Origin of the sequence: Flavobacterium chryseum (assembly GCF_004362015.1) — a bacterium.
Taxonomy (GTDB): Bacteria; Bacteroidota; Bacteroidia; order Flavobacteriales; family Flavobacteriaceae; genus Flavobacterium.
The window spans coordinates 111,439-131,716 of the sequence record NZ_SNWW01000001.1 but is presented as its reverse complement, the minus strand read 5'-3'; the positions used below and the strand labels follow the sequence as shown (position 1 = coordinate 131,716).

The window sequence follows — 20,278 nt, the reverse complement described above, 5'->3', positions numbered from 1 at the left end:
AGCAAAGTGCCCACGGGATACTCATAAATTTGAAATATTTTGTTAATTGTTAAATTTCAAACCTCGAATTTCTTTAGATTTGAACTACTAAAAACAAACTTTACTATATATGAAGAAAATTTTCGTTTCCGGATTATTGATTTTGAGCGCTTTGAATGTTATTGGTCAAGCCAAAAGTCAGATTGCATTTACGGCTAAAATAAGCAACAGAAACAGCGATACTTTAGTAATTAAAGGAGCGAATAATTTCAAACAAGTAATTCCGATTAATAAAAAAGAATTATTTGCTGCCAATTTTGAAGCTCCAAAAGGGTTTTATATGTTTTCAGATGGAGTAGAGTCTTCTAATTTATACTTAAAACCAAATTCTGAAGTAAATCTGACAATGAATGCCAAAGAGTTTGATGAAACGATTGTATATAAAGGTAAAGGAGTAAACGAAAGTAACTTTCTTGCACAATATGCTTTATCTAACGAAAAATTTCTAAATGAAGCTTTTACAAAAGAAGCGACTGAATTTGCATCGTTAGTTGAAACGAAGAAAAAATCAGACTTAGAAAAAATCGAAAAAGGCGATTATGATCCTGAATTTAAAACAGCTTTAAAAAAATCTTTTGAAGAGTTTAATCAATATGCTGTTCAGGAATATGAGAGAGCTTCTTTAATGAATAAGCTGAACGGAAAACCTTCTGCAGAATTTGATTATGAAAACCACAAAGGCGGAAAGACAAAACTTTCTGATTTAAAAGGGAAATATGTATACATTGATCTTTGGGCAACGTGGTGCGGACCGTGCAGAGCAGAAATTCCTTACTTGCAAAAAGTAGAAGAAAAGTATCACGGAAAAAACATAGAATTTGTGAGTGTTTCTGTCGATGTAGTGAAAGATCATGATAAATGGCAAAAATTTGTAACGGATAAACAATTAGGAGGAATTCAATTGTTTTCTGATAAAGACTGGCAATCAGAATTTATTAAAAGTTATGGAGTAATGTCGATTCCCAGATTTATTTTAATTGATCCAAAAGGAAATGTTTTAAATGCAGATGCCCCAAGACCTTCTTCACAAGAGCTACAAACTAAGTTAGACGCTCTATTGAATTAAATTTCGTAATAATTACAACGATATCGTAATTTTATACATTTCGTCTTAAAACCAGTAAAACCAATGCTTAAGCGTTGGTTTTTGTGTCTATGGTAGATTTCCAATGTTAAGTTTTTATCCAATGTTACCAAATTGTTAAGTAAAAGTTTTTTTAATGTAAACATTTAATTATATTTGGTAAAGATTTGATAACATTAATACCTAAAGATATGAAAAAATGTGTGATTTTAGTTGCAATGATGTTCTCTGGAATTTTAGTTGCACAAGAAGTAAAACCAGAATTAGAAGCTGTTGGAAATAAAGTAAAAGCTACTTACTATTATGAAAATGGAAAAGTACAACAAGAAGGCTTCTATAAAGAAGGTAAATTAGATGGAGTTTGGGTATCTTATGACGAAAATGGAAACAAACTTGCAGTAGGAGAGTACACTGACGGAGTGAAAACAGGAAAATGGATTTTCTTTAATGATAATAAACTTTCTGAAGTTGCTTATGAAAATAGCAAAATCACCTCGATTAAAAATTTACAGAAAAATGCTTTGGCAGATAGAAATTAAGATGATTTCAATAATTTGAAAAACCGCTTTTAATGAGCGGTTTTTTTATGCTTTGATTTTTTAGATTTTTTTCTTCTTCCATACCAAATTACAAAACCAGTTACAGGCAAAGCAGCCGCAATTAAACTTACTGTAAATGCAATAATTTTTCCTGGTAAATCCAAAATTTGACCTGTGTGAATTCCATAATTCATTTCAACAACTTGTAAACCCAGACTTTTTTTATCGTAAGGATCACTTTGAATTAATTTTCCATCGCTTGGATGAAAATAATAATTGCTTTGATGATCGTATCGTAAAGTATGCGGATATGCGCCTGTATTTATAATATCTCCTTTTTGCTGTGGAGTTGTTACATAAAACATTTCGGCTTTTGGCTGCAATTTCATAGTTTGTAGAAAAGCACGATCAATGGCAATCATTTTATTTGCTTTGAATTTTGTGGTGTCAATTATGGGTGCTTTTGTTTCTAAAGTTTTATCGCCACCAAAATTAAAAGTCTTGTAAATTCCATCGCCAACCCATTCGTAAGTAAAAGTTAAACCGGTTATGGCTATAATTGCGGCAATAATTGAAATGTAAAATCCGGATGTATTGTGCCAGTCGTAATTTACACGACGCCATTTTGCAGACCATTTTACAGTGAAAACTCTTTTAAGATCATTTTTTCGTTTTGGCCACCATTGAATAATTCCCGTAATAAGTAAAATGATAAAGATAATTGTTGCGCCGCCAATAATGTGTTTGCCAATGTAATCGGGAAGAAGCAGATACAAATGAATGTATTCGACAATGATAAAAAAATCAGTTTCAGGATTTTCTATTTTTAAATGTTTTCCTGTATAGGGATTAAAGTAGAGGTATAAATTTCCTATATCAGAGTAAGTATAGACGATTGCCGAACGATCTCTTCCGTAATAGGAAACCATAGCTGATTTATAACTGGGAAGAATTTCTTTGGCTTTGCCCAGTAAAACAGATGGAGGAATAAATGGTTTGTTTTGAGGTTCAACCAAACGCCATTCTTTTCTTGTAATGTCCTTTATTTCGTCATGAAAACAGAATATACAACCCGTAATGCTGACAATAAAAACAATAAGCCCGGAAATTAATCCGAGCCATTTGTGTATAAACCGTATTTTTGTTTTGAATCCCATTTTGAATAAAAGCGTAAATGTATACGCTAAATTGATATGGGACAAATATTTTAAGTATTACTTGATTATTAGCTCTTATACTGACGTCAAGTAGCAAAGTGTTTTTTCACGCAGATTTAAAAAGATTTAAGCAGATCTAAAAATGATTTTTTATAATTAATAAACTTTAATCTGTTTAAATCTGCGAGAAATGCTATAAATTTTACTAAACTACTTCTTTCTTGGTTTCAAATTAAACGCTACATAAAGTGATATTGAAGCAAGCACAATCCAGAAAACATCTATAAAGAAAACCTGAACATGATTTTGAACGAAAGAACTCCAAAACCAGGTTCCGGAAACAAGTCCGTTTGTAATCGGGATTAAAAATCCTAAAATACTTCCCGAAATCAAACAGAATTTGTTGGTAAAACCATCATTCTTTTTAATTATAAAAAAGATTGCCAGCAACAACCATCCGCCAAAATAAAGCATGAATAAATTAGACTGACTTAACGGATAAAAAAGTTTAGTTCCAATAAAAGCAAGCGCAGTAATTGGATACATGCTTAAACAAATTGCCAAATAAATGCGAACAACGGCTGCGTTGAAACGTCTCTTCTTTTCCGGCATATTGTTTTTTTTTCTTGCAATCAGCCAAATCATAACTCCTGAAATGATGACAAAACAAGTTATAATTCCTAAAATGAAACTCACGATTTTTAAGGCATAACCGCCGTAATCACCATAGTGAATTCGGTATAAAACATTCTTTACAACGTCTAAATAACTGGTTTGCGTAATAGGATTTTTTCGGGCAATTTCTTTTCCGTCAACAATTCGGTAAATTACTTTTCCAACTCCTGTAAATTTTTTGTGATGAGGAATTTCACCCTCCACTAAAATATGCATATTCGCATCGCCATAATTTTGAATGAAAACGCGTGTAACTTCAAAATCCTGCCAGTTATTTTTTGCCTTTGCAACCAACCGATCAATATTAAAAGGTGTTGCTAATTTTTTATTGTCAAATTTATAATCAGGATCAGTATACTCTAATTCTTTATACAATTTAGCCTGATCTCCTTTGTATAAAGCCATTACTGCCGGAGCGACAATCAAAAGTTTAATCATAAAGAAAGCCCCCGTTACTGCATACACGAATTGAAAGGGTAAACCAATCATTCCTAATGATGTATGCGCATCTGTCCATAATGTTTTTAATTTTTCCTTCGGACGGAAAACATAAAAGTTAGAGACAATTTTTTTCCAATGCAATAAAACCCCGGTTACAATTGCAAACAAAAAGAATAAAGCTATAAAACCTGAAAGGTAATATCCAACCGGATAAGGAATTTGTGCTAAAAAATGCAAACGGTATAAAAACTCTCCTAAAGAATATGATTCTTCGTAAGTGAACGATTTAAAGTTTTTAGTATCAAGATAAAAAAATGTTCCTTCTTTTTGCTTGGCCGGAGCCAAAGTATCTTTTGTGCCTTCTAAATAAACGGCAACTCTTCTTTCTGTACTTGGTTTAGAAATGGTAATATTTCTACCATGTAAAATATATTTTTTGTCAAGCGTATCTAATGCAGTGTTATAATTCAGTTGAATTTCATTTGTAAGTGCTGTAGATTCACTTCTTTCCCAATTGATGATTTCATCTCTAAAAAAAGAAAAGGACCCGGCAAAGAAAATCACAAAAAGTACGACACTAATAACGATTCCGCTAACCGTATGTGTGTGAAAATAGATATTATAATTACGATTGCTCATAGGTTATTGCGCCGTTGGATTATAGGTTTGACCGAGATAAATAAAAAGAGAAAAAACTAAGGTGAGAAGGATGTAAAGACCCCAAATTTTCCATCCGTTTTTTGCCAGAAAGGCAACTACCATTAATGCGACCCAAAGAATAAAACCACTAAAAGCCATTGTCATTAAAATATTGGCTCTGCTAAACCACGAAGCCAAAGCCAGATGAAAAGTAACAGAAACAAAATAGCCACCCAAAATGGCAGCTGTTATTTTGGCAAATCGTTGCCAGGGAGATTGTGTTAGATATTTAGGATTTGCTGGCATATTGTGGTCAGAAATAATTAGTTGTAATAGAATTCTAATAAAGCAACAATTACAAATAGTACAATAATGGCTTTATTGCTTATCTTTTTTAATGGACTTAAAATGACGATTAAACTACCTATGGCCATCAACTGAATAAAAAACATTAGAGTTCCGCAACCTAAAGATTGAGTAAAAAGCCAAAAGATATAGGCTAATAAAAGTAGAGTTAGTCCTGTGATTTTGGTTTGCTTGGGATTGTTTTTCATCCATTTTTCAAAACCTAAATCATAAGATAGTACAGCTCTTTTTGATGTATAATACAAAGTGTAAAAAGCTAAAAAAACGATAAGACTTGCTATTGTTATCATAATTTTAAAAATTTAAAAAACACCTTTCTAATTTAATAGAAAGGTGTTTTGTTTTTATTAGAATCTGTAAGTAAAACTTCCTACTATTGCTCTTGGATCTTTAGGGTGAACTGTTGACCAACCATCATAGATTTCTTTATTTGCAATGTTGTTTAATTTAGCTGTGATTGTAAATTTTTCAGCACTGTAAAACAAAGATGAATTTAGAACTGTGTATTCAGGAATTGTAAATGTTCCGGCAACATTTCTATTCATAATCATGTTATCACCAACATAATTTCCTCCAAAACCTAAACCAAAACCTCTCAATAAACCGTTGGTAAATTTATAACTAGCCCAAAGGTTTGCCAGATTTCTAGGTCCTGCATTTTCAGATCTGTGACCTACAAAGTCAGGATCTCCTTTTGTTAAAACAGCATCATTGTAACTGTATCCAAAAACAATGTTTAATCCATTAATTGGGTTTGCAACAAATTCTGCTTCAAAACCTTTGTTTTTCTGAGCTCCGTCCTGATAAGTAGTCTGATTATTTGGCAATTCAGCAGTTGGGTCATTTGGGTCTACATAAGGAGTTTCTACTACATAAACCTGATCTGTAACCTTAATATCGTAATAGCTAAAAGTAGCGTAAAGTTTGTCTTTAAAAAGATTCAACTTTGTCCCTACTTCAAACTGATCTGCATGTTCAGGATTAAAGGTCAATGGTGTTACAATAGTAGCTGTACGATTTTGACCTGGTGCAACATTAACGAATCCGTTCATGTAATTGGCAAAAATAGAAACCTTATCTAGAATCGGTTGGTATACTAATCCAAATTTTGGAGAAAATGCAGTTTGGTTATATCCGTCATTTTTAGCATTCATGAAACGGTCAGCACGTAAACTTAACATCGCTGACAACTCAGGTGTAAAATTTATTACATCTGAAACATAAGCACTGTATGTTTCTTGTTTTGTATTGTTGTTATTTCTTGGACTGTTTCCAATAATTGCATCAGATCCAGCTTTTGTTAAATTTCCGGTATCACCATTTGTTGGTCCAAAAAGGTTATTAAAAGATTGTAGATCATTACCAATGTAGATATAACCGTTACCAAAATATCCAGTACTTCGATCAGAAGCCGTTCTTTTGAAATAATCAAAACCAACAACAATTCTGTTTCTTACACTTCCAATTTTAAAGTCACCATTAAAATTTTGCTGAATATCAGTTGTTATATTTTGATTGTCCTGATCGGTAAAAAAACATCCTAAAACAATTCCTTCCTTAATTGAAGCAAATAACGGATTGCTCGTTCCTTCGTATAAATAAGTATAGTTTCCTACTGATTTTGCAGAGCTCGTTGAGAAAATGGTTTGAGAACTCCATTGCTCAGAAAATTTGTAATTCATTTGAGCCTGAATATTATAAGAAGGAGTTTTCATAGTAAGTTCATTACTAGTGTACGAACGTTTGTTGTCATAATTTAATTCATTAATATTATGAACTCTTAATGGAGCACCTCTATCTAAAAATAACATTGTTGCATTTGTAGATTCGTTGCTCATAAATTCTGTATTAACTAAGAATGATAATTTATCGTTTACTTCATAAGATAATGAAGGCGCTATAAAATAGGATTCTCTAAAACCAGCATCCTGAAAACTATTTTGTTCGTTGTAAGCTGAATTTATCCTGAAATTTAAAGTTTTTTTATCGTTAAGAGGTGTGTTCAAATCTACAGTTGCGCGATTTAAACCATAGCTTCCTACCGTATAATTTATTTCTCCTCCAAAAGTTTTGTAAGGTCTTTTTGTAGTAGTATTAATTAACCCTCCATAAGAGATTAAGCTACTTCCGAACAAGGTTCCTGATGGACCTCTGATAATTTCAATTCTGTCTATGTTAGCAGGATCTAAACTTCCGTTTGTTAAACCTGGTAAACCATTAACCATTGTTGGCTGAACTGGAAATCCTCTTAGAGAATAATAAGCAGCTCCATCTCCGGCACGGCCTGTTGCAGCCCAAAGTGGTGTAATACCAGATGCATTCTTCAAGGCATCATCAAAATTGGTAACTACTTGTTCTTTTAATAATTCACCTGTAATGGTAGTATATGATTGTGGGTTCTCAAGATTTTTAAGAGGTAATCTCGACACTTGTTTATTGTCTTTACGTGCAAAATGGTTTTTTCTACCGCCATTTACAACTACCTCTGTTAAATCTTCTGAATTTGTAGAAACAGCAAAGTTCTGAGTTAAGTTATCGCCTTCTTTAAGTACAATCAATTTTTCTTGTGTAATGTACCCTACAGAAGAAACTTTTAAAGTATAAGTTCCTGGTTTGATATTTTTTAAGATATAATTACCTTCTTCATCTGTTGTTGTACCCGATTTTGTACCTTTTAAAACAACAGAAATATTCTCTGGAGACTCATTATTGTTTAAAGTAATCTGACCTTTGATACTTGCTTTTTCCTGAGACCAGGCTGTTGTGCCTGCTATCAAAATAAAACAGAAATTCAAAAACAATATTGTAAATTTAGATTTCATTTTTATTTAGAATTGATTTTAATAGTGCAAATTTAGTTGTTGAATCTCAACCAAACAAGCTATTTTTATTTATTCTAAATAAAATATTTTTTAAAGGGTAAAATTTAAATTTGTTTAAAAAATTAACATCTTAAGCAAATATTAAGCAAATCTTAAGACAAAAAAAGCCTGTTCAAATGAATGAACAGGCTTTTTAATATTTGAAAATGAAAGATATTACAATTCTAAAGCACGTTTAGCATCGCCATTCATTAATAATTCTACCGGATTTTCTAAAGCTTCTTTTACAGCAACCAAGAAACCAACTGACTCACGTCCGTCAATGATTCTGTGGTCATAAGAAAGAGCAACATACATCATTGGGTGAATTTCAACTTTACCGTTTACAGCAATCGGACGCTCAATAATATTGTGCATTCCTAAAATTCCTGATTGTGGAGGATTAATAATTGGAGTACTTAACATACTTCCAAAAACACCACCATTAGTAATTGTAAAAGTTCCACCTGTCATATCGTCAACAGTAATTTGACCGTCGCGAGCTCTAATAGCTAATCTTTTAATTTCAGCTTCAATTCCACGGAAAGTTAAGTTTTCAGCATTACGAACTACAGGAACCATTAAACCTTTTGGTCCTGAAACTGCGATAGAAATATCAGCAAAATCGTAAGCTACTTTATAATCACCATCCATCATAGAGTTTACGTCTGGAAATAGTTCTAAAGCTCTTGTAACTGCTTTTGTAAAGAATGACATGTATCCTAAACCAAGACCACCATGTTTTGCTTTGAAAGCATCTTTGTATTCGTTACGAATCAAGTTGATTGGCGTCATGTTAACTTCATTAAAAGTCGTTAACATTGCAGTTTCGTTTTTCGCAGCAACTAATCTCTCAGCCACTTTACGACGCAACATTGATAATTTTGTACGCTCAGATCCACGGTTTCCTCCAGTTGGAGTTCCCATAGAAGGCACTGCATTTACAGCATCATCTTTAGTTATTCTTCCACCTTTACCAGTTCCTGAAACTGTTGTTGGCGCTATATTTTTTTCATCTAATATTTTTCTTGCTGCCGGAGATGGAGTTCCTGCTGCATAACTTGTAGCTGCTGCAGGTGCTGCCTTTGGAGCTTCTGCTTTTACTTCAGCTTTTGGAGCCTCAGCTTTCGGTGCTTCTGCTTTTGGAGCTTCAGCTGCTGGTGCAGCCGGAGCATCACCCGCAGGTTTTACACCATCTGTATCAATTAAACAAACTACAGCTCCTACAGCAACTGCATCACCTTCTTCAGCTTTAAGCGTAATAATTCCGCTCATTTCAGCCGGTAATTCAAGAGTTGCTTTGTCTGAATCAACTTCAGCAATAGCTTGATCTTTTTCTACATAATCTCCGTCTTTTACTAACCAAGTTGCAATTTCAACTTCTTTTATTGATTCCCCTGGTGATGGGACTTTCATTTCTAAAATCATCTTTGTCTTTGTTTAAGGTTTTTATGGTTTAAAGTTTCATGTTAGTATTAAACCTGAAACTTTAAACTTGAAACATTTTTTTATCTAAATAAATCTTTATCGAATACCATTCTAATCGCATCTGCATGACGACGTTTTGCACGTGTATAACTTCCTGCTGCAGGAGCAGCATAAGCTTTTAATGAAGCTAATCTCCATTTTACAAGATCAAAATTCATTAACATAAAGCTGTAAGCTCCCATGTTTTTAGGCTCTTCTTGTGCCCAAACATAATCATCAGCATTTGGATATTGTGCTATAATTGCTTTTAATTGCTCAACAGGTAATGGGAATAATTGTTCGATACGAACAACTGCAACATCCTTTCTTCCGTTGTTTTCTCTTTCGGCAACAATGTCGTAGTAGAATTTACCGGTAACAAAAACCAAAGTTTTTACTGCTTTTTTATCTACTGAATTATCATCAATTGTTTCCTGGAAACTTCCGCTTGCCAGTTCTTCAACTGTAGACACACATCTTGGATCACGTAATAAACTTTTTGGAGAGAAAACTGCCAAAGGTTTACGGAAATTGGTTTTCATTTGTCTTCTTAACAAGTGAAAGAAGTTGGCTGGCGTTGTACAATCTGCAACATACATATTTTGTCTTGCACAAAGTTGTAAATAACGTTCCATTCTTGCAGAAGAGTGTTCTGCACCTTGTCCTTCATATCCGTGAGGCAATAATAAAACAATACCATTTTGGTTGTTCCATTTGTCTTCACCGCATGAAATGTACTGGTCAATCATAATTTGAGCTCCGTTAGAGAAATCTCCAAATTGTGCTTCCCAAATCGTCAAGGCTTTTGGATTCGCTAATGCATATCCATAATCAAAACCAAGAACTCCATATTCAGATAAAAGAGAATTGAATACACCGAATTTTCCTTTTTTGTTTTCGATGTTATCAAGTAAAATTACTTCTTCTTCAGAATCTTCTACTTTAACTACCGCGTGACGGTGAGAGAAAGTTCCACGTTCAACATCTTGTCCGGAAATACGAACATCAAAACCTTCTTGCAATAATGATCCGTAAGCTAATGCTTCTGCAGTTCCCCAATCAATGGTATTATTGTCGTATCCTGTTTTTCTGTCAGTAACAATTTTAGTTATTTTACTGATGAACTTTTTGTCTGATGGTAATGTTGAGATTGTATTTATAATAGAATCCAATCTGATTTTTTCTAAAGTAGTATCTACTTTTTCTAACATTTGCGTATCAGTTACCTGAACAAATCCATCCCATTCGTTTTTCATGAATGGCGTTATAATCGTTAAATCTTTTTTACGGGAAGCTTCTAAATTCTCCTCCATTAAAGATTTGTATTCTTTTTCTAAAGCGTTTACATAAGTTGCATCGATTACGCCGTCAGACAATAATTTCTCGGCATAAATATCTCTCGGGTTTTTATGTTTTGCGATGATTTTATATAAAACCGGTTGTGTAAAACGAGGCTCATCACCTTCGTTATGACCGTATTTTCTGTATCCTAATAAATCGATAAATACATCACGGCCAAATTGCATTCTGTAATCTAAAGCGAATGACATAGCGTGTACAACAGCTTCAGCATCATCAGCATTTACGTGTAATACTGGCGAAAGTGTTACTTTGGCAACATCTGTACAATAAGTAGAAGAACGAGCGTCTAAATAATTTGTTGTAAAACCAACTTGATTGTTAATTACGATATGAATTGTACCTCCGGTTTTGTAACCGTCAAGCTGAGCCATCTGAATGATTTCATATAAGATACCCTGACCTGCGATTGCAGCATCTCCGTGAACGGCGATAGGTAATACTTTAGAGAAATCGTCAGCATAATATTTATCTTGTTTTGCTCTTGTGATTCCTTCAATTACAGCTCCAACCGTTTCTAAGTGAGAAGGGTTTGGTGCTAAATTGATATTGATGTTTTTTCCTGATCTTGTTTTCTTGTCAGCCGTAAGACCTAAGTGGTATTTTACGTCACCATCAAAATACTCCTGATCGTAATCTTTACCGTCAAACTCACCAAAGATATCCTGAGTTGATTTTCCGAAGATATTAGCCAAAACGTTCAAACGACCACGGTGAGCCATTCCCATCACGAATTGTTCAACACCTTTTTCAGCAGCTTGTTCAATCAAAGCATCTAAAGCAGGAATAATAGATTCTCCTCCTTCTAGTGAAAATCGTTTTTGACCTACATATTTAGTGTGAAGGAAGTTCTCGAAAGAAACGGCTTCATTTAATTTGTCTAAGATGATTTTCTTTTCTTCAGAAGAAAAATTAGGCTGATTAACATTTACAGCTAGTTTTTCCTGAATCCATTTTACAACACCAGGGTTTCTGATGTACATATATTCAATACCAATATGCTGGCAATAAATAGATTGAAGACGAGTTACAATATCCTGCAAAGAAGATGGTCCTACTCCAATAGTCTGAGCAGCATCAAAAACTGTTGAAAGATCAGCAGTTGTTAATCCGAAATTTTCAATATCTAAAGTTGGAGATGATGTTCTACGGTCACGAACAGGGTTTGTTTTGGTAAACAAATGCCCGCGGGTACGGTATCCATCGATTAATTTTAGAACATTAAATTCTTTTTGCAGTTTTTCTGAAACCTGACTGTAATCTGTGTTGGGGCTAGTCACATATTCAACAATCTGTTGAACAGGATTTTCGTCATTATAAGTCGTCTGTCCAAAGTCAAAACCCTGAAAAAAACTTCTCCAGCTTGGCTCAACGCTATCCGGATTAACTAAATACTGATCATATAATTGTGCGAAAAACTCTGTATGCGCTGCATTTAAAAATGAAAACCTATCCATAATATTAGTGAATATACTTTTTGTTAAATAGAAAGGCAAAAGTACAACAATGCATTTATTTAAATCTTTTTTTTTGCTTACTTTTACGTAAAAATTTGTTAAAAAAAGTGTTAAGCCATGAATAAAAATCAAATTTCAAACGTTTTCAAATCATTTTTTGTGATTTTGATACTCTTGTTTTCAAGTTATTCAATGGCACAGGAAATTTCCGCCGTAGATAACTCTAATAATTTCTGGGATAAAGTTCAGTTTGGTGGCGGACTTGGTCTTGGAATTGGTTCAGGATATACTGATATTTCTGTAATGCCAAGTGCGATTTATAATGTTAATCCAATTGTAGCTGTTGGTGTTGGTTTGCAATTTGGCTATTTATCTTCTAAAAATTATTATGATTCGTATGTATATGGCGGAAGCTTAATTACACTTGTAAATCCGATTCCGGAAGTACAGTTATCTGCAGAATTAGAGCAAGTAAGAGTGGATACCAGATATGAAGCGAATATCAACAGACCATCCTTTTCTGATAATTACTGGAATACCGCCCTATATCTGGGAGCGGGCTACAGAACCGGAAATGTAACCATTGGCGGTCGTTACGATGTTTTATTTAACGATGACAAAAGTCTTTACGGATCGGCATTTATGCCTTTTGTGAGAGTTTATTTTTAATAAAAGGTTCAAAGGGACAGAGCAACAAAGGTTCAAAGTTTTATAATGCTCAAGACTCTTATCGCAAAGAAACACAACCTTTGTCGCTTTGCAACTTTGTACCTTCTACTTATACTTATTTCTAAACCAAACCTTTTGCCATTCTCTTTTTAAAATTAAAAACGAAACTTGTTCGGCCAGAATAACCAAATCTGAGCCGTCAAGTTTTTTAATTTCATCTTCAGAAACATCGATGATGTAAAGCAGATTTAAATATTCAGCAAATTTGTACTGAATCATGCGGTAGATTTTTTCGTGAAGCTGAATTTTTAATTCTTCCGGGGAAATGCTCAATGGAAAATCAATTCCTTCATTAGCCAAATTAAAATCCTTATTAATTTGTTCAATCAATTTAAGATATAAATTTTCGCTTTCGGCATCAGCCAATAAAAAATCGGTATTTTCAGGAATCGGAAACATTGATGCGCTTTAAGAATTCACGCAAAGTTAAAACTAAAAAATCATTTAACCGTCGATTCTCTTTCTATGATTCTCGTTGGAAGTTCTATAATTTGATGCACTACAGGCCGATGCTCTTTTATGTCTGCAATTTCATCAATTAAAATCGAAACCGCTTTATGTCCCATTTCAAATCCGGGCTGATCAATTGTCGTTAATTTAGGGGAAATTACAGTACTCATAAACCAATTACTAAACCCGAAAACAGCCACCTGATCCGGCGTTTTTATTCCCGCTTCATTAAAATATTTTATAATTCCGATAGCCACCAAATCTGTAATCGCAAAAATAGCGTCGATATCCGGATGTTCTGCCATTATTTTTTGAGCATTTTCATAGCCGTCTTCAAAATCGGTATTGTTATCACAAACGTAAACCAGTTTCGAATCGTACTCAATTCCATTCGCCTCCAAAGCTCTTTTATAACCTAAAAAACGATCGATAGAATTTTGCGGAACATACGAACCTCTAAAATGCGCAATTTTTTTATAACCTTTATTAATAAGATACGTAACGGCATCATAAGCCGCTTTTGCATCGTTTATCACCACTTTAGAGCAATCCACTCTTTTGGCAATTTTATCAAATAAAACAACCGGCGTATTTTTTCGAATAGCTTCATTAATATGAGAGAAATCATCCGTTTCATTCGAAAGAGACATTAAAACGCCATCAACTCGTTTTTGAATTAATAAAGCAAGTTGCTTTTTCTCCAACTCATATTTTTCATTCGATTGTAATATGATGACCAAATACCCTCTTTTTTCAGCTTCTTCTAAAATACCATTTAACACACTCGAAAAAAAATGATGCACCGTTGCGGGAATAATGACACCAATGGTTTTAGTTTCATTGGTTCGCAAATTAACCGCAACAGAATTGGGCATATAGTTCATCGTTTCGGCCATTTCGATAACTCTGGCGCGGGTCGATTTACTAATATCCGTATACCCTTTTAATGCCTTTGAAACCGTTGTAACCGAAATTCCTAATGCTGAGGCTATATCTATTAATTTAGTGTCATTCATGAAATAAATGTACTAAAAATTAATTTCATTGATAAAAAATTAACTTTCGAAAACGTTTTCGGTCATTTCGAAAACGTTTTCGATTTGTAATTCCGAAATTGAAGTTAATAAGTGATTAAGTTTACATTCATTAATAAAAACTTTACTTAACTAAACCAAATAATCATGAAACCGAAACAATCTTATTTAGGCTTGTTATTTTTAATAATGTGCCTGATTTCAGTTCCTAATAACCTGTTTGCTCAGGTAAAAAATACCGTTTCCGGAAAAGTATTCGACGAAAACGGACAAACAGTTCCGGGCGCAAACGTAACGTTAAAAGACACCGGAAAAAGTGTAGTAACAGACGAAAACGGAAGCTATATTTTCTCTGATGTTCTTGCCGGAAGTTATATTGTAGAAGTAACAAACGTTGGCTACAAAACCTACCAAAAAGAAATTTCAGTAAAAGAAGGCGAATCAGTAACGGCAGATTTACTGCTTGAAGGTGAATCGCAAAACTTAAAAGAAGTTGTAGTTACCGGATCTTCAACACCAAGATCTAAACTAGAATCTAGTGTTGCCATTACGACAATGGGCGCAAAAGCAATCGAAGACAGAGCGCCATCGAGCACGGCGGCTTTGTTGCAGACAATTCCAGGATTTGTGGTTGAAGCCTCTGGAGGAGAAATAGGAAACAACCTTTTTGCAAGAGGAATTCCGTCTGCCGGAGCTTACGAATATGTACAAATTCAGGAAGACGGTTTACCGGTTTTTGAAGACGGCGCATTACAATTTGCGAACGCAGATACTTTTTACAGACTTGACGAAACAGTGAGCAAAATGGAAGCGGTTCGTGGAGGTTCTGCCTCAATTTTCGCCAACAATGCTCCGGGTGGAATCATCAACTTCATTTCGAAAACAGGTCAGAATGAATTTATGGGAAGAGCAAAATTCACGACTTCAGATTATGGAATGTTTAGAACGGATCTTAATTTATCGGGCGCTTTAATTCAGGATAAATTATTTTTTAATGTCGGTGGATTTTACAGAGCTGACAACGGAGTAAGAAACACAGGTTTTACAGCCAATAAAGGCGGACAAATAAAAGGAAACATCACGTATAAATTTGATGATAGCGATTATTTAAGAGTGAACTTCAAACATCTGGATGACAGAAATACGTTTTATTTACCAATTCCTTTAAAAAGCAACAACGGAAAAATCGAAGGTATCGACGGATTTAATCCGAATTACGGAACGTTGACTTCAGTAAATTTTAGTCATTTAAATGTTCCTCAATATGGCGGCGGAACTTTTACCGCAGATTTAGAAGATGGTTCTCATCCGGTTATCAACTCGATTGGAGCTGAATTTAAAAAGAAAATATCGGAGAAAGTGACATTCAAAAATGCTTTCAAACAAACGAGCATCGATTTAAATTATAATGCAATTTTCCCAAATGGCGGACCTTGGACACAAGATGCTTACGCAACAGGCGTTCAAAACACAACAGCCAGTAATTTGACTTACAGTTATGTAGATAATGGCGCAACGTTAGATCCAAATGCTTTAATCATGAGAGCAGATCTTTGGCACATTGAGAAAAAGATGAACAACTTTGCGAATAATTTCTCTTTTTCTTTTGATTTAGATCCGGTACAATTAACGGCTGGTTATTACTATTCGAACTGGAAATCAAACCAATACTGGAACTGGAATTCTTATTTAGTTGGTGTTTCAGACAATCCGAGATTATTAAACGTAACAGACAATACAACAGGAGTTGAGCATACTTTTAATGGTGTAGAAAGAATTACATGGCTTGAAAGAGATGCACAAACCAAAGGACTTTTGAATGATATTTATGCTGATGCCGAAATTAAAGCTACAGATAATTTAACGTTCAATGCAGGTTTAAGATATAACAAAGACAAATATTCAGGATACAGAGATAACGCCAGATTTTTTGCTGAAGATTTAGGAATTTTAGACAATAATACAGCCGATGATGCCGTGACAACGGTAAAAGGAAATCCGTATACGTATTGGAGATATGACGTGAGCGAATGGTCTTATACTGCCGCAGGAAATTATAAATTTAATGACAATATGGCTTCATACGTTCGTTACAGCCACGGTTTTAGATCGCCAATTGAAGAATCATTTTATGATAATGCAGCCGATTTAAGTAAACTTGAAAATACAGAAGTAAACCAGTTTGAATTAGGATATAAATATGCAAATTCTTTCTTCTCTGTAAATGCAAATTTGTTTCACATGAATTTAAAAAATGTGGCTTTCACCGATATTTTATCTGACGGATCTTCAGAAAATAAATTTGCCGACGTAAACAATATTGGTCTTGAAGTAGAAACCAATGCCAGATACGAATTTGTAAAACTGAACTTTACATTCACCTTTCAAAAACCGGAGTACGATAATTTTACAGGAACAAATGCAGACGGTTCGACTTTTGATTTTAACGGAAATACAGCAAGAAGAATTCCTAAATTTTTCTGCAACCTAAGACCGGAAGTAGACATTACAAAAGATTTTACAGCTTACGTTCAGTTTTCTTATTATGATAAAAAATTCACCAATCAGGATAACAAACAAGTTTTGCCGGCCTACAAAGAAGTTGGAGCAGGTTTAAATTACACGTATAAAAATCTTCGTTTTGCAGTCGATGCTTCGAACTTATTTAACGAAATTGGTTTAACAGAAGGCGATCCGAGACAAACAACATCTGCAGCAAGCGATGTGTTTATGGCAAGACCTATTTTAGGACGCGCATTTAGATTTTCGGTAGCCGTTAATTTTTAATAAATTCAACGTACAATAATAGATGTACGATACTGTAGAGGCGCACAGCAGTGCGTCTCCACACAGTAACCACAAAGCATAGACAAACGAATAGAAAAATGAAAAACCTAGGAATTAAAATCTCACTTTACCTCAATTATTTTGTCTTCGCTATTTTATTAAATAGCGTTGGTATTGTGATTTTAAAATCACAGAAAAATTACGGCGTAGATGAGGTTCAGGCGAGTATTTTAGAAGCTTTTAAAGACATGCCAATTGCTATTGTATCCTTTTTTATAGCTTCTTTTTTACCAAGAATTGGTTATAGAAAAGCGATGCTTACAGGTTTAGGTTTAGTTACTCTAGCTTGCATTTCTATGTATTTTGGAAACTCATTTGACAATGCTAAAATCCTTTTTGCAACCGTTGGCGTTTCGTTTGCTTTGATAAAAGTTTCAGTTTATTCCTTAATAGGAACCGTAACCGAAACCAAGAAAGAACATAACGCTTTAATGAGCAGTATCGAAGGTTTTTTTATGGTTGGAATTGCGTTAGCTTATTTTTTATTTCCTGCTTTTAATAACGAAAACGATCCAAATTCATGGTTGAATGTGTATTGGTTTTTAGCGGGATTATCGTTCTTGTCGTTTCTGTTTTTATTTTTTGTAAAATTTGAAGAGCCAGAAGTTGCAGCAGGTGCAAATCCCAAAGATGACTTTCTGCAAATGTTCAAATTAATGGCAAAATTGCTTACTGTTATTTTTGTGATTAGTGTCTTTTTGTTTGTAATGATCGAACAGGGAATTCTTTCGTGGCTGCCAACTTTCAATACAAAAGTGCTTCATCTGCCAGAAAACATCAGTATTATGATGGCCAGTATTTTGGCAATTTCATTAGCAATAGGAAGGCTTGTTGCCGGAATCGTAACCAAAAAAGTAAATTGGATTTGGGTTTTAAGTGTTTGCATTATTGTTGCGATGTTAATTGTCATTTTTGTACTTCCAAAAACTGTAGGTTTAGAAGTAAAGAATATCAATACACTTTCAGATATTCCGTTAATTGGGTTTGCTTTTCCGTTAATCGGATTATTTATTGCACCCATTTATCCCTTATTAAATTCGATTGTTTTAAGTGCTTTGCCTAAAAATCTGCAAAGTTCCATGACCGGATTAATAGTGATTTTTTCTGCACTTGGTGGCACTTTAGGTTCCAGAATAACAGGTTGGCTGTTTAAAAATGAAGGGCCGGAAAAAGCATTTTATTTTACATTAATTCCGATGACATTATTACTCATTTCCTTTTTTATTCTTAAAAAAATAACTGCGAAAGATGAAATTTAAATTACATATAGCCCAAACCATCGAAAAATTATTGGCTCAGGAAGACACTGACGGCGATAAAAAAATAACGATAGATGATAACGGTCCCAAAAAGTTTTTGTTGAATGATGAAAACGGAAATTCGGCTATGATTGAAGGAACCTATCAACTTTCGAATTTACTGCAGGAATTGGCGCTGGCAAAAAAAGACAATACTGAATTTGCCGAAATAGACTTAAATGAAATTACTGAAGATCCTGTAAAAAGAATTTCAAGAAAAATAAAAGACCTGTATTGGAAAGGTCTTACCAGAACAATTGATGCCATCGGTGTAAAAAAAATTCTGGAAGACGACAAAATCGAAAATGAATTTGCCTACTTGTATGTGCCTTTTGGTGACGAAATTGTTTTTGATTATTTCAAAAAATTAGAAGCGACAACTCCCAAGTTAAAAGTGGTGCAAATGCCCAAAAATATTTCACCGGAATATGTTTTATCGCTGAATAAAAAACCTGGAATTTTGGCTTTGGCACTTCAAATAAAGAACAATGAAATTTCAGGAGTTCCGTTTGTTGTTCCCGGCGGAAGATTCAATGAAATGTACGGTTGGGACAGTTATTTTATCGCCAAAGGACTTTTGATCGATGACAAAATTGATCTTGCTTTGGGTATTGCAGAGAACTTTAAATATCAAATAGATCATTACGGAAAAATTCTAAACGCCAATCGCAGTTATTATTTAACCCGTACTCAGCCGCCGCTTTATACGTCATTAATTATAGATGTTTTAGAAAAGTCTAATCCTGATATTTTTTGGATTGAAAGACATTTAAAAACCGCCATAAAAGAATACCAAACCGTTTGGATGGAAGAAGGAAAACGACTGACAGCAAATGGTTTAAATCGCTATAAAGCAGAAGGAATCGGACTTCCGTTTGAAGTTGAAGAAGGACATTTTCATGATATTCTGGAGCAATATGCGCCAAAGTATAATTTATCAACCCATGAATTCGAGAAAAAATATCTTGAAAGAGAAATCGTTGATCCAGAACTCGATAAATATTTTACACATGATCGAAGTATGCGCGAAAGCGGACACGACACAACACATAGATTGGTGGGTGTTTGCGCCAATTTAAATACAGTTGCGATTAATAGTTTGCTCTATAAGTACGAGACAGATATTGCTTTTTTAATTAAAAAATACTTTAAAAACGAATTTCAATATTTTGACGACAAATCTTTTTCAAGCGATTATTGGGTTGAAAAAGCAGCTTTCAGAAAGGAAAAAATAAACGAAATGTTATGGAATCCCGAAAGCGGAATTTATTTCGATTATAATTTTGTAAACGAAAAACAGCATGTTTTTGACGCAGCGACTACATTTTATCCGCTTTGGGCAAAAATAAGTACCAATGAACAAGCAGAGATTTTGGTAAAAAAAACATTGCCAAAATTTAAAATGAAAGGCGGAATTTCAGGAAGTACTAAAGAATCGATTGCAGGTTTTGATGAGAATTCACCAACAAGACAATGGGATTATCCGTTTGGATGGGCGCCGCATCAAATGCTTTTGTGGGAAGGTTTACTGAATTATAATTTTAATGAAGAAGTTCAGGAAATGGTGTATCGCTGGCTTTGGCTAATAACCAGAAACGCGGTCGATTACAACGGAACAATTCCTGAAAAGTTTGATTTATCGATAAGTTCACACAAAATTTTCGCAGAATACGGAAACGTAGGAACGGAGTTTAATTATATAACCGAAGAAGGTTTTGGATGGATGAATGCTTCCTATCAATACGGTTTAACGATTTTAGAAGACGATCTAAAACAAAAATTATCTGATTTAGTTGATCCTGATGATTTGTTTTCATAAGCCTTCGACTTCGCTCA

Annotated in this window: 15 protein-coding genes; 6 read left to right on the top strand and 9 right to left on the bottom strand. The window is 34.0% G+C overall.

Going from position 1 to position 20,278, the window contains the following annotated elements; genetic code table 11:
• Window positions 1-109: 109 nt before the first annotated feature.
• Together EV143_RS00535 and EV143_RS00530 are read left to right on the top strand one after the other, a co-directional pair.
• Window positions 110-1,105, top strand: a complete 996-nt coding sequence (locus EV143_RS00535) for a TlpA family protein disulfide reductase (protein WP_133505963.1) — start codon at window positions 110-112, stop codon at window positions 1,103-1,105.
• 209 nt (window positions 1,106-1,314) lie between these two features.
• The gene (locus EV143_RS00530) at window positions 1,315-1,662 is read left to right on the top strand and encodes a toxin-antitoxin system YwqK family antitoxin (RefSeq protein ID WP_133505961.1); all 348 of its coding nucleotides are present in this window, start codon (window positions 1,315-1,317) and stop codon (window positions 1,660-1,662) included.
• Window positions 1,663-1,691: 29 nt separating this feature from the next.
• Here EV143_RS00530 and EV143_RS00525 read toward each other — a convergent pair whose 3' ends face one another.
• The 7 genes from EV143_RS00525 to EV143_RS00495 all read right to left on the bottom strand — a co-directional run bounded on the left by EV143_RS00525 (window position 1,692) and on the right by EV143_RS00495 (window position 12,084).
• Window positions 1,692-2,819 carry a PepSY-associated TM helix domain-containing protein gene (locus EV143_RS00525; protein WP_133505959.1) on the bottom strand — a complete coding sequence of 376 codons (1,128 nt, stop codon included), beginning with the start codon at window positions 2,817-2,819 and terminating at the stop codon, window positions 1,692-1,694.
• 210 nt (window positions 2,820-3,029) lie between these two features.
• Window positions 3,030-4,574: a PepSY-associated TM helix domain-containing protein gene (locus EV143_RS00520; protein WP_133505957.1), complete on the bottom strand. Its 1,545-nt coding sequence runs from the start codon at window positions 4,572-4,574 to the stop codon at window positions 3,030-3,032.
• 3 nt (window positions 4,575-4,577) lie between these two features.
• Window positions 4,578-4,880 carry a hypothetical protein gene (locus EV143_RS00515; RefSeq protein WP_133505955.1) on the bottom strand — a complete coding sequence of 101 codons (303 nt, stop codon included), beginning with the start codon at window positions 4,878-4,880 and terminating at the stop codon, window positions 4,578-4,580.
• A 17-nt stretch (window positions 4,881-4,897) separates the two neighbouring features.
• On the bottom strand, window positions 4,898-5,230 hold the full coding sequence (locus tag EV143_RS00510) for a hypothetical protein (protein ID WP_133505953.1): 333 nt from the start codon (window positions 5,228-5,230) through the stop codon (window positions 4,898-4,900).
• 57 nt (window positions 5,231-5,287) lie between these two features.
• The gene (locus tag EV143_RS00505; protein ID WP_133505951.1) at window positions 5,288-7,762 is read right to left on the bottom strand and encodes a TonB-dependent receptor; all 2,475 of its coding nucleotides are present in this window, start codon (window positions 7,760-7,762) and stop codon (window positions 5,288-5,290) included.
• A 216-nt stretch (window positions 7,763-7,978) separates the two neighbouring features.
• Window positions 7,979-9,229 (bottom strand): 2-oxoglutarate dehydrogenase complex dihydrolipoyllysine-residue succinyltransferase, encoded by a 1,251-nt coding sequence (gene odhB, locus EV143_RS00500; protein ID WP_133505949.1) that lies wholly within the window; start codon window positions 9,227-9,229, stop codon window positions 7,979-7,981.
• A gap of 80 nt (window positions 9,230-9,309) precedes the next feature.
• Window positions 9,310-12,084 (bottom strand): 2-oxoglutarate dehydrogenase E1 component, encoded by a 2,775-nt coding sequence (locus EV143_RS00495; protein ID WP_133505947.1) that lies wholly within the window; start codon window positions 12,082-12,084, stop codon window positions 9,310-9,312.
• Between the two features lie 117 nt (window positions 12,085-12,201).
• On the opposite strand from EV143_RS00495, the gene EV143_RS00490 reads away from it, so the two are divergent.
• Window positions 12,202-12,753, top strand: a complete 552-nt coding sequence (locus EV143_RS00490) for a hypothetical protein (protein WP_133505945.1) — start codon at window positions 12,202-12,204, stop codon at window positions 12,751-12,753.
• A 105-nt stretch (window positions 12,754-12,858) separates the two neighbouring features.
• Here EV143_RS00490 and EV143_RS00485 read toward each other — a convergent pair whose 3' ends face one another.
• On the bottom strand, window positions 12,859-13,212 hold the full coding sequence (locus tag EV143_RS00485) for a hypothetical protein (protein ID WP_133505943.1): 354 nt from the start codon (window positions 13,210-13,212) through the stop codon (window positions 12,859-12,861).
• 41 nt (window positions 13,213-13,253) lie between these two features.
• Window positions 13,254-14,279, bottom strand: a complete 1,026-nt coding sequence (locus tag EV143_RS00480; protein ID WP_133505941.1) for a LacI family DNA-binding transcriptional regulator — start codon at window positions 14,277-14,279, stop codon at window positions 13,254-13,256.
• A 165-nt stretch (window positions 14,280-14,444) separates the two neighbouring features.
• On the opposite strand from EV143_RS00480, the gene EV143_RS00475 reads away from it, so the two are divergent.
• From EV143_RS00475 to EV143_RS00465, 3 genes are all read left to right on the top strand, one after another.
• A complete protein-coding gene (locus EV143_RS00475; RefSeq protein WP_133505939.1) occupies window positions 14,445-17,084 on the top strand; it encodes a TonB-dependent receptor in 2,640 nt (879 codons plus the stop codon).
• A 98-nt stretch (window positions 17,085-17,182) separates the two neighbouring features.
• Complete coding sequence (locus EV143_RS00470) at window positions 17,183-18,403, top strand: MFS transporter (protein WP_133505937.1); 1,221 nt, start codon at window positions 17,183-17,185, stop codon at window positions 18,401-18,403.
• Complete coding sequence (locus tag EV143_RS00465) at window positions 18,393-20,261, top strand: alpha,alpha-trehalase (protein WP_133505935.1); 1,869 nt, start codon at window positions 18,393-18,395, stop codon at window positions 20,259-20,261. The genes EV143_RS00470 and EV143_RS00465 overlap by 11 nt, the downstream gene beginning before the upstream one ends.
• The last annotated feature ends 17 nt before the right edge of the window (window positions 20,262-20,278 follow it).